The sequence below is a fragment of the Psychroserpens luteolus genome, assembly GCF_021032705.1.
GTDB lineage: Bacteria > Bacteroidota > Bacteroidia > Flavobacteriales > Flavobacteriaceae > Psychroserpens > Psychroserpens luteolus.
Genome location: NZ_JAHVXI010000001.1, coordinates 800697 through 812871 on the forward strand (window position 1 = coordinate 800697; position 12175 = coordinate 812871).

Here is a 12175-nt window from a genome sequence, read left to right on the forward strand (position 1 = left end):
GTTACAGTATTATCAAAATTTAAGCAACATGAACAGCAGTTCCTGTAACAGATACAAAAAAATACGAACCACCAACCGTTTCAATATCTACACTTATTCCAACAACAGCATTAGCATTTAATTGTTGGGCGTTGGTTTTCATTTTTTGAAAGGCTTGTTCTTTGGCTTCGTTCATAAGGTCTTCAATAATCGTCATATTCTTTTCTGTTTTAAAAGAAAACTTTGTTTTTAATTCAGAAGATGTTCCTGTGACAATTCCTTTATATTCAAGTATTTTGAAACCTTCAATAGAATTTGTTGTGGTTAGAATCATAATTGTATTTTTTCAATAAGTGTCTATTTATTCTGAAATGTTACACTATAAAATTACGCATCTTCATGCTTTCCTATGAGTGTAAAATCTAAATGTTTTTTAACAAGATCGGTGTTTTTTACTTTTACAACAACCTCATCACCTAGCTGATACATGAGTTTAGCATTTTTACCAATTAAGGCATAATGATCTTCATCAAAAACATACTGATCATCTTTCATATCACGAATACTCACCATGCCTTCGCATTTATTTGATATGATTTCAACATAAATTCCCCAATCGGTTACTCCAGAAATAACACCTACAAATTCTTCATCTTTATGATCTTCCATAAAACGAATTTGCATGTATTTGATAGAATCTCGTTCGGCTTTAGTTGCTAAATTTTCCATATTACTCGAATGGTTGCATTTATCTTCATAAGCCTCTTCATTAACCGATTTTCCACCATCGAGATAATGTTGTAATAAGCGATGTGCCATCACATCAGGATAACGTCTAATTGGTGATGTAAAGTGACTGTAGTAATCAAATGCTAATCCGTAATGACCAATATTATGTGTGGTATATTCGGCTTTACTCATCGAACGAATCGTTAATGTATCAACAAGGTTTTGTTCCTTTTTACCATTAACATCTTTTAATAAATTATTTAAAGAATTAGAAATACTTTTTCTGTCCTTAAAATTGAGTTTATATCCAAAGCGTCCCACAACATTTTGTAAGGCAGCTAATTTACTATCATCTGGTTCGTCATGTACTCGGTAGACAAAGGTTTTCTTTTGTTTACCAATAAATTCGGCCACTTTTTTATTAGCCAATAGCATAAACTCCTCAATAAGTTTATTAGCATCTTTACTAGTTTTAAAGTACACACCTACAGGATTTGCTTCTTGATCTAAATTAAATTTTACTTCAACTTTATCAAAAGAAATAGCACCAGTACTCATACGTTTACGACGCATGATTTTTGCTAATTCATCTAGTTTTAAAACAGCATTTGCAATAGATTGATCTGCTTGATACGCCTTTCCTGTTAAAGACACGTCTTTAGGAATAGCATTGGTTTTAGTTTCTATAATAGATTGCGCTTCTTCATAAGCAAAACGTGCATCAGAATACGTGACTGTTCTACCAAACCATTGGTCTTTAATTTCAGCTTTATCATTCATTTGAAACACTGCAGAAAAGGTATATTTTTCTTCATGAGGTCGTAATGAACACGCACCATTAGACAAAATTTCAGGTAACATTGGCACAACACGATCAACCAAGTATACTGAGGTGGCACGCTCATAAGCTTCATCGTCTAACACAGTACCTTCTTGTAAATAATGCGATACATCGGCAATATGAATTCCTATTTCATATAAGCCATTATCTAAGATTTTAAAAGATAAAGCATCATCAAAATCTTTAGCATCTTTTGGATCTATGGTAAATGTTAAATCTTGTCGCATATCACGACGCTTGGCTATCTCTTCTTTAGTAATAGAAGTATCTAATTGGTTCGCATAATCTTCTACATCATGAGGAAATTCGTAAGGCAATCCATACTCAGCTAGAATAGAGTGAATCTCGGTACTATGTTCTCCAGGTTTACCCAGAACTTTAAGTACTCTTCCATAAGGAGAATCGGCTTTTTCTGGCCAATCTTCTAAGGAAACTAGTACCTTATCACCTTCTTCGGCTTTGTTGATTTTATTGATAGGTACAAAAATATCGGTATGCATTTTATTACCATCAGTAATCACAAAAGCATAGTTTTTATGAATTTGAATTACACCAACATATTCGCTTTTAGCGCGTTTAATAATACCAGTAATCTCACCTTCTATTCTACCGCGTTTTCTTCTTTTATAGGCATAAAATTCAACCTCATCACCATCTAAAGCTTTGTTCATATTATTAGACGCTATATAGATATCTTCATCAAAATCGTCGCTAATGATATATCCAGAACCTCTGGACGCCATATCAACAATACCGATATGATATTCGGTATTAATAATCGCTTTAAACTTACCGCGATCTATTTGTTCTATTTCCTGTTTCGCAGCGAGTTTGGCTAAAGTCTTTATAATTTGATTTCTACTACTGGCGTCATTAACACCAAGCTTAGCAGCAATTTGTTTATAGTTAAAGGATTGGTTTCTGTCTTTTTTTAAAATACTAAGAATTGTATTTGTAAGGTTTGAAATCCCTTTTTTGGATTTCCTTTTTTTCTTTTTTGTCATTATAATTTGTAATCATTTTCATTTCCTAAAAGTGTTAGGAATTCAGTCTTTAAAAAACTTAATATAAGGAGGAGTGAAGATATTAAGTTTCTGCAAATCTACGGTTTAATTATTTAATCGTGTTTAGTTAAGGTTAAATTAATGAAAAAGACTTGTTATCAACACATATATTCATATTATCTTTTTTCTTTTAAAATTTCAAAAATAAAATGATGGTTATTATTGCTTGTTAATAGTGAGTATAACTTTTTAAACTTTTGTTTTGATTAGTGACTTATATAATTCAATTAATAAGTAATGAACATTAAATTGAGATATAAACCACTCATTTTAAAGATAAATAGTAATACTATTAACAGCTGTTGATAATTGATGTTGACAACTAAAATTTAATAAGTATTTATAAAATTTGTGTTGGTATCTTAAGATTTGAATGCTGATAACTTCACCAAAAAAAACCTGTAACTTTTTTGGTTATCATAACTCTGTTTTGGTTTGAAAAAATTATCAGATAATCCTAATAAAAGTTTTAAATACTTAACAGAAGATATTAACAAGTAATGCTATAAAAATAGCTTAGAAGTTAACAACGTCTATTATCATATAAAATCAGATCTTATTCAAACTTAATTATTATGAATAACTATGTGTTTTATCCTTCGGTTTATTTATAAGCAATTATTAACTTTAAGGTTTTAAACAACACCCTAAAATTATGACCATTTCAATAGGTAACGATCACGCAGGAACCCAATATAAACAGGCTATTGTAGAACATCTGGAGGCTAAAGGTTTTACAGTTAATAACTATGGAACAAATGCTAATGACAGTGTTGATTATCCAGATTATGTACATCCAGTAGCAAATGATGTAGCTGATAACAAAGTGAATTTCGGAATCTTGATCTGCGGAAGTGCTAATGGTGTAGCGATGACCGCTAACAAGCATCAAAAAGTTAGAGCAGGAATTTGTTGGACCAAAGAAATCACCGAATTAACCAGACAACATAATAATGCTAATATTTGTTGCATTCCAGCTCGCTTTACAGCCTTACAGCAAGCAATTCAAATTGTAGATACGTTTTTAAATACCGAATTTGAAGGTGGTCGCCATCAAAAACGAGTAGATAAAATTCCTGTGTCTTGTTAATCTAGGTCTATGCTAGAGATAAAAGTAAAAACGTTTGAGGAGTTATCAACTCAAGAATTATATGAAGTACTTCAATTAAGAAGTGAGGTATTTGTGGTAGAACAAGATTGTGTGTATCAAGATTTAGATGGAAAAGATCAAAATGCACTACACGTTATTGGTTTTAAAAACAACAAAGTAGTCGCTTATACGAGAGTATTTAAACCAGGTGATTATTTTACATATGCTAGTATTGGTAGAGTAGTGGTTGATGCTAAAGAAAGAGCTCATAAATATGGTTATGATATCATGAAAGCTTCTATTGAAGCAGTGAAGTCTCACTATAATGAAACTCAAATTAAAATTTCGGCACAAACGTATTTAAAACGTTTTTATAATAATTTAGAATTTTATGAAGTAGGAGAGGAGTATCTAGAAGATGGAATTCCGCATATAGGTATGATGTATAAAACATAAGATGAGTTCTATTGCACCACAATTTATTATTAGAATTGGTAGAATTTTATGCTTCGTAAGGTCTTTAGATCACTAATTATTTTCACCAACATAGGTGACTAGAATCTCGACACGACGATCAAATTTTGGCTCACCACCTAACGGAAATTTTCTGCGCATCCCTACATATTTCATACGCCTTTTACTTACCCCTTTTTTAGCTAAATAATCATAAATAAATTTAGCTCTAGCCACTGATAAATTACGCTTTTTAGTTTTACGATCTATAGCATCTCTACTGTTTTGGGTACAACAAACGTGACCTTGAATTGTGAAATAAATATCTTCTCGCTCTACTAAAGCTTTAGCAATATTTTCAAGTGTTGGTTTTGATTCGGGTAATAATTTACTATACCCAGTTTTAAATAAAATATTGTCTAATGTAAATTTATCACCAGCTTTTAATTCGCCTTTAATGATTTCTTCAACCTTAGGTTTTTCTTCAACTACTTCTTGAACTCTAGGTGGATTATAGGGCTGAACAATAACCTCAACCTTTCTATTTAAACCTCTAATTTTATGAATATCTTCCTCTTTTACTAATTTAAGAAGCACCTCTCCTTTTCCATCAACATTCGTTATGATGGATTCATCAAATTCATTATTAGAAAAAATAGTTTTTATCGAATTAGCTCGATTTTGTGATAGAACCAAGTTATAAGAATCTGATCCTCTGTCATCTGTAAATCCATAAATAGAGACTTTTTCAATATCTAAAGTTTCAATTTCAGATAAAAATAACAGCAAACGATAGTGTTCTGTTGGAGGTACATCATACTTATCTGTTTCAAAATATACCTCATGAGTCATTGCTTCTTGAGCAAAGAAAAATTGAGTAAAAATGAGCGATATGAACAGTATTTTTTTCATTATCATACGTCTACAGATAATACAATATAGATTTTTTTAACGTTTTCGTCAAATTTAAACGTTGTATCAATCTAAGTAACTTAAATAATTTGAAGGGTTTTTTAGTATTTCAACACCCTTTTGAATTTCAAAATTATTAGCTACATAATAGGTATATAAACCTTCACGATAAAAATAGCGTTTCACGATTTCATCAGATAATAGCGATAATAATTGTGATTTATTATCATCAATCGCTTTACTTTTATAACGGTCTAAAGCCGAAATTAAATCAGAATAGTCAGAATTAATTTCATTATTTAATTGTTCTTCTTTTGCAACAGTAAGTGCATTAGCAAACGCCTTTTCTGTTTGTGTTTCGAAGTTAAAGTTATTAGCATTTAAGAAATTTTTAAAATCACTAAAGTCTGAATCGGTCAAACTAAAATTTTCTAAATCTGTTATAGAATTCTTGTAATAATAGGCTGTAGCATATTTAAAAATAAGATTTTCATTAATAATGGCTTTAGTAATGGTGCTCAACTTTGTAGCATCCAATTCTAAATCTGGTTGCACGCCTCCACCATCATAAACAGTTCGTCCTTTTTTAGTTTTAAAGGCATTATAATTTTCTTGTTTAACGCGAGTAGCATTTCCGTTTTCATCGCGATTCCAATAATCAAGAGCTTGAATACAACGTCCTGAAGGTGTATAATATCTTGAAATAGTGATTTTCATTTGCGTACCATAAGTAAGTCGCTTAGGTCGCTGTACAAGACCTTTTCCAAAACTACGAGCGCCAACTACAACAGCACGATCTAAATCTTGTAAAGCTCCAGATACGATTTCACTTGCTGAAGCACTAGCACCATCAATAAGTACAACTAAAGGAATTTCGGTATCTATAGGTTCTTTTGATGTGTAATAGGTTTTATTGTATTTTTTAACCTTTGATTTTGTCGTCACCACAAGCTGGTTCTTTGGAACAAAAATATTAGTCACGTTAACCGCTTCTCTTAATAATCCTCCAGGATTACCACGTAGATCTAAAATTAACTTTTCTGCACCTTGATTTTTTAAAGCACGAAGCGCACTAATGGTTTCTGATGATGTTTTTTCATTAAACTTTCTAAGGACGATGTATCCAATATTATCATTAACCATAGAATAGTGTGGTACAGCATGAATATCTACAGCTTCTCTTTGTATGGTTGCTGTTTCGGTTTTTCCTTGTCTGATGTAAGTCACATTTACAGAAGTTCCAGCTGCACCTTGGAGTAGGTTTCCTGCGTCATCTTTAAAATCGGCAACCACAACATTATCAACCTTTATAATTTCGTCTCCAGCTTTGAGTCCAGCTTTATCAGCGGCATAATCTTTATAAGGTTCAACAATAACTAATTTATCTTTTAAGGTTAGCACATTTGCACCAATACCTGTATAATCACCAGCATTATTTATTCGTGATGCTTCAACATCCTGTTCATTGTAATAATTAGTGTATGGATCTAGATCGGCAAGCATACTCTTAATTGCGGTATCCATGAGATCTCCAGGATTGGTTTCATCTACATAGTTCATATTTAGCTCTTTAAAGAGCGTTGTAAATATTTCTATTTGTTTAGCAATTTCGAAAAAGTCGCTTTTAAAAGCGGTTCCACTAAAAAATACGGTGAATGCTAGTAGCGGAATTAAAATCCGTTTGTGTAGTAGTTTTCTCATGATTTTAATCATTTATTGTTGGGACACCTTTTTAGAAAAAGCATCTAAAAGTTCTTTCATTTTTGTTTCTATGGAATCAAAATCCGTTCCATCCTTACCAATGTACAAAATCATTAACGCATAAGACGATAAAATGTTGTTAAAATACTCAGCTTTATTAAGGCGATAGGCTTCTCTAAGTAAGCGTTTGATACGATTTCTGTCTACAGCATTTTTAAAATGACGCTTACTTACAGAAACACCAGTTTTAAATTGAATAGCCTCCTCGTCAAATGTTGTTTCTAGATATACCAAACGCAACGGATAGGTAGAGATTGATTTTCCTTCAGAAAACAACTGCTCTATCAGTTTTTTACTTTTAAGCTTTTCTTTTTTTGGATAAGAAAATGACATCTAGTTTTTAGAGTTTTGTGATATGAGTTGTTGAAGGTCTACAATTTGACTTTCTAATTGATGGAGTCTATCATAAACATCTACTGGTTCGGGCATTTGCTTTGAAGCGAACATTGTAACGTACCAAATCTCCATAATATCTTCGGCATTAATAGTGTATGTTGGATAATTACCGTCTTTATTATCACTTTTAAGGATCAATTTCCCACGTTCTTGAATACGGTTGATCACACGCTTTAAAACAACACCATCATTTTTACTAATAATTACATAAACACGACCGTCTTTAATATCGTTAAAGTCTTCAACATAACGCCCAAAAACCATATCACCATCAAAAAATGTACGCACCATAGAATTACCTTGTACCTCAAAACATCTAAACGTGCCATTTGATAGTTGCGGCATATGAAATGCTGGCAAGGTTTCAATATATTCGGCATCGCCATAACCATCCAAGTATCCAGCTCGAGCTTTAGCAGGAACATATACTACATTTTCTTCACCTTGAGGTGTTGTAGAAATTACTTGTGGCATTCCAGAATATGTTGGAATATTTGGGAGTTCAGATTTTAACATCACCTTGCTTTTTCCGAAGAGATAATCAGGATTGATATCAAACTCATCAATAATCGCAGAAAGCACGTCATAACCTGGCTTTGTTTTTTTACGTGAGCCATCTTGTTGAGGCCTACCATTAACAATACTATCTATAGTAGTTCCGGTAACACCAATACGTTTAGAAAACGCATAATTATTTAAATGAAAATGGTTAATAATGGCGGTGATTTTCTCGTCGATCTGTTCCATAATTTTAATATTGATACATCTAACTTTTTACAAAATAATTTTGCATTTTGTTTGTTTTAATTTGTAAAATGTGTTATATTTGTACTCTATTTAAATGCTAAGATACTAAAATTAGTTAAAAATCAAACATTTGTGTGATTTTATTAGCATTTTCTTCAGGTTTTAAATCACAAAGACGTCTTATTAAAATCTATGATGGTTACGTATTCAACAAAATGTTGGAATACGATGAAAGTTTATGCCTTAGTTATTAAGGCTTTACAATTGAGGTAAACTGTTAGAAAAGCGAAACGACAACAGTTCTTAATTGAACTTAATAAAACAAGTATAAACTTTAAACAATTAAAAATGAGTACAGAAATTAAAAACACGCTCTTTCGATTTGTATCAATGAGAGCACCTGAATTAACAGATGACAATAAACCTCAAGATGGGTTTGTTTTTAGAGATGAAGCTGTTAAAAAAGGAGAATTTGATGCAGCTGCAGCGACCTTAATCGATGCTACAGAAAAATGGCAAGCCATGAAAGTGGTTGCCAATTCATTTCAACCATTATCAGTGGATGGAATAAAAAAAATTGATACCAAACTATATGAAATATCCGTTTGGATCGCAAAACACCGACGATCTTATAATATAGATGAACTTTTGAGGCTAATGGAAGGTGTTTCTAATCTCAAAGAAAATGAAGTTTTAGGGAGGTTATGGGACAATTTATTTTACCAAACACTAACGCAGGAAACATTCTACGCGAAAGAAACAATTATTCAACTTTTAATTGCTAATCATGTGCTTTCTAATTATAAAGGCGATAATGACCAATTAAAAGATTTAATCAACGCTAAAGTTGTATTACCAAAAGCTTTATTTGGAGATGGCGACATTGACAAAGGAAGCCAAGAAAAGAAAATTGCAACAAAAGACACGCAAACAGTTAAGTCGGTTCCAACAGGTTCAATGGCAAGACAGCAACGTATTGCCCAAGCAGAATTACACAACCAAGAGTTAGCGTTACTATCTAAAGAATTAAAGCGTGTTGAAAAGGCGTATCAAAAAGAAAAGTCTAAGGCTTTAGAAGTTGCTCAAAAAGATTATCAAAAACAGATTAAACCTATTTTAGATCAATACACAATAGATATTGAAAATGAAAAGAAAAGATGGTGCGGAATAAAAGACCCAAATGTTGATTATGACCCAAATGATCCTTGTAATCAACCCGATTCAATACCCGAACCAGAGTTGCCAGAATTTACATTTGAGTTCAAAAAAGAATTAGATTACGAGTATTTACAATCTAAATTAAGTCCAGAAAGTTTCGAAACGCTTTCTGATTTGATAGCTTCAACTTCTGGAGAAACTCCAGGTGTTATGGAACGTATTGAGCAATCTTCATTTGATACATTTGCAGAAGATTATGAAGGCTTTACAGATATTGATGGACATATACAAGAAGTCATTTCTGGAAACGACGATACTATTGTAGAAAACACTGAAGACGAAGGAACAACACTTGTAAGTGTTGGCGGTGTTATTATCCCTGTGGATACCACAAACACGTCACCTGATTTTAGTTTTCAATTGTGTTCTAAGGCAGTAAGAAAATTATTTTTACCAACGATTCATAATGCAGATCTATCCATTGTTGTTCCAGATGCATCATGGCAAGTAGCAAGCTTTGATTATACTTTACAGCGAACAGATGAAGATTTTACTAATAATGGCGAAATCTCTTATATGACTGTTAGATTAGGAAATACTATTTTCTTAAGAAATATGGATATTGGAGCACCACGTCATTCAGATCAACCGCAGTTAGTATCATTTTCTGGAACGATCACATTTACAAATGGCGTCGTGAAAACTATTACCACACCAGATTTTGTGCTAAGAACATGTACTTCAGGTATGTTAATTGGTGACATTGTAGATCCAAATGATGGTGACGATAGCAATCCTCCAAATCCTGGTACATCTAACGAAACCCCTTTTGTACCAAGCGGTTTCGGTGTAAAACAATTAGGTATTGCCGATTATAACAAAGTAGAGCAATCTACCCAAGGTTATGTTGAAGGTGATGTAGCACATATTGAAAACGTGATGGCGCGTGAGTTTAAGGAGCGTAGCACAAGACGTTTACGACGCAAAGAAGATACGCTTACAAGTTCTACAGAAACCGAAAGAGAACAACTCACAGACACGACGTCAACAGAACGTTTTGAAATGCAAAATGAAGTGTCTAAAGTGATTGCAAATAGTAAAGATTTTAGTGCTTCGGCTGGTGTTAATTATAGTCCTACAGATAGTCTTCAATTATTTGCGAATGCTAATTATGCAACACATAATTCTAAAGAGCAAAGCACATTACAAGCGGTGACGAACTCTAAAGATATTACTGAACGTGCACTTGATAGAATCGTAACTAAAGTTAAAGAAGAACGTATCGAGAAGATCGTAGAGGAGTTTGAAGAAAACAACGCACATGGTTTTGATAACCGAAAAGGCGATAAGCATGTTGTAGGTGTATTCCGTTGGGTAGATAAAGTCTTTAAAAACCAAATTGTAAATTATGGTAAACGCTTGATGTTTGAATTCATGGTACCTCAACCAGGAAAATTGCATAAATTAGGCATGAGAGGAGCAGATAATCAAAACGAAAATGGGTTAATTGAACCTACAGATCCTAGAACATCTACAACTCAAAATCTTAAAGATTTTACGATGCTTACCGATGCAAAATTGAAATATTGGGCAGGAAAGTACAATGTGGAGCACGATGCAAAACCTAAACAGTATATTTCTGTTGGAGAATCATTTAATATCAACCTAACTGGAGGATCATCTTTAGCGCATACCGAATCTAATTCTGGTAATGGTAAAATTAAAATCCCTGAAGGATATAAAGCATTTTATGCTACAGGTATTTTTAATGCTTCGAGTGATTATGACACCCAAGGAAATATCTTATCATTAACTATTGGGAATGCTACCGATAAATTTACTGGGCGTTTCTTAAGTCGAACATTAACTTTAAATCAAAGTATTAATGACTATGTGAATGAAGTTCCAGTATCTTATACTTTAGGAAACCATATTAGTGGTGATGTATCTGCATCTGTAAAATGTGAATTAACAACCGAGTATGAGAATAAGTGGAAACAAGAAACCTTTAAAGCAATTATTGATGCTTATGAAGATGCGCTAGCTGCATTTAATGAAAAGCTAGCTGAAGAAAAAGCAAATGGCATTGAAATTAAAGGAACAAATCCAGGATTCTATCGTGAGTTTGAAAATAAAATCTTACGTAAAAACTGTATTTCTTATTTAATAGATCAAAACCCAAGTGCACAAAACACCTACGGAAAGTCTAATTTATTTTCAACTACAGGTGGTGGAGCAGCAACCTTTGGTAACCTTGAGGTTAATGTCAATCAAGCCTTAGATAACTACGCAGCATTTGTGAAGTTTATGGAGCAAGCTTTTGAGTGGGATATTATGTCTTACAACCTATACCCTTACTATTGGGGCAATCGTCAAGATTGGACAAGCTTGTACCAATACGATGAGTCTAACGATCCATTATTTAGAAACTTCATGCAATCAGGAATGGCTAGAGTTATTGTAACAGTACGTCCTGGCTTTGAAGAAGCGGTTCGTTATTACATGCAAACTGGTCAGATCTGGAATGGTGGCGAAGTTCCTGTGATAGAAGATGAGTTGTACTTATCTATTGTTGATGAATTACGTCAGCCACAAGGCGAGAAATTAGGCAAAGCTTGGGCAACTAGAGTACCAACAGCACTTACCATTTTACAAGCACAAAGTATTGGCTTAAACGTCAATAAAGCATTGCCATATCTTGATGATCTTTCTGATTTTGAAAACCCAGATGAGGTACCACGATCGCAACAGTTTGAACTCAACGATGCCGAGATTGGTATTTCTGAAAGTGACGGCGAACGCCATATTGAGAACATCGATATTGTGAATGGTAATCTTCAGTTAAATACCGATGATAACCCAAGACAAGTGGTTGCACAGATCTCTATTGAAGCACTTAAAAATGCAATAGACCAGGTCGTATAACACCTTAAACAATCCTTATCCAAAATAAGTTAGGCTGATATAAATCAGCAAAATTTTATCCTTCCGCGCTTTTTAGTGAAAGCGCGGAACAGGATAAGGTGTGTTATAACGGAAACAGTT

Annotated in this window: 9 protein-coding genes; 3 read left to right on the forward strand and 6 right to left on the reverse strand. The window is 33.0% G+C overall.

All coding sequences use genetic code 11. The features are described 5' to 3' along the window. Nucleotides 1-19: 19 nt before the first annotated feature. Both KWG70_RS03565 and rnr read right to left on the reverse strand, forming a co-directional pair. Nucleotides 20-313, reverse strand: coding sequence for a YbjQ family protein (locus KWG70_RS03565; protein WP_230934624.1), 294 nt, complete (start codon nt 311-313; stop codon nt 20-22). A gap of 53 nt (nt 314-366) precedes the next feature. Next, a complete protein-coding gene (gene rnr, locus KWG70_RS03570; RefSeq protein ID WP_230934625.1) occupies nt 367-2553 on the reverse strand; it encodes a ribonuclease R in 2187 nt (728 codons plus the stop codon). Nucleotides 2554-3268: 715 nt separating this feature from the next. Here rnr and rpiB point away from each other — a divergent pair. Continuing rightward, nucleotides 3269-3703 carry a ribose 5-phosphate isomerase B gene (gene rpiB, locus KWG70_RS03575; RefSeq protein WP_230934626.1) on the forward strand — a complete coding sequence of 145 codons (435 nt, stop codon included), beginning with the start codon at nt 3269-3271 and terminating at the stop codon, nt 3701-3703. Between the two features lie 9 nt (nt 3704-3712). Further along, on the forward strand, nt 3713-4159 hold the full coding sequence (locus KWG70_RS03580; protein ID WP_230934627.1) for a GNAT family N-acetyltransferase: 447 nt from the start codon (nt 3713-3715) through the stop codon (nt 4157-4159). 72 nt (nt 4160-4231) lie between these two features. On the opposite strand, the gene KWG70_RS03585 is transcribed toward KWG70_RS03580, so the two are convergent. From KWG70_RS03585 to KWG70_RS03600, 4 genes are all read right to left on the reverse strand, one after another. Next, nucleotides 4232-5068 carry an OmpA family protein gene (locus KWG70_RS03585; protein ID WP_230934628.1) on the reverse strand — a complete coding sequence of 279 codons (837 nt, stop codon included), beginning with the start codon at nt 5066-5068 and terminating at the stop codon, nt 4232-4234. Nucleotides 5069-5134: 66 nt separating this feature from the next. After that, entirely contained in the window at nt 5135-6769 is a 1635-nt protein-coding gene (locus KWG70_RS03590; RefSeq protein WP_230934629.1) for a S41 family peptidase, read from the reverse strand. A 12-nt stretch (nt 6770-6781) separates the two neighbouring features. Then, complete coding sequence (gene rnpA / locus KWG70_RS03595; protein ID WP_230934630.1) at nt 6782-7162, reverse strand: ribonuclease P protein component; 381 nt, start codon at nt 7160-7162, stop codon at nt 6782-6784. Continuing rightward, nucleotides 7163-7972 (reverse strand): S24 family peptidase, encoded by an 810-nt coding sequence (locus KWG70_RS03600; RefSeq protein ID WP_230934631.1) that lies wholly within the window; start codon nt 7970-7972, stop codon nt 7163-7165. It lies immediately after the preceding gene. 348 nt (nt 7973-8320) lie between these two features. Between KWG70_RS03600 and KWG70_RS03605 the strand changes: the two genes are divergently transcribed. Next, nucleotides 8321-12055 (forward strand): hypothetical protein, encoded by a 3735-nt coding sequence (locus KWG70_RS03605; RefSeq protein WP_230934632.1) that lies wholly within the window; start codon nt 8321-8323, stop codon nt 12053-12055. The last annotated feature ends 120 nt before the right edge of the window (nt 12056-12175 follow it).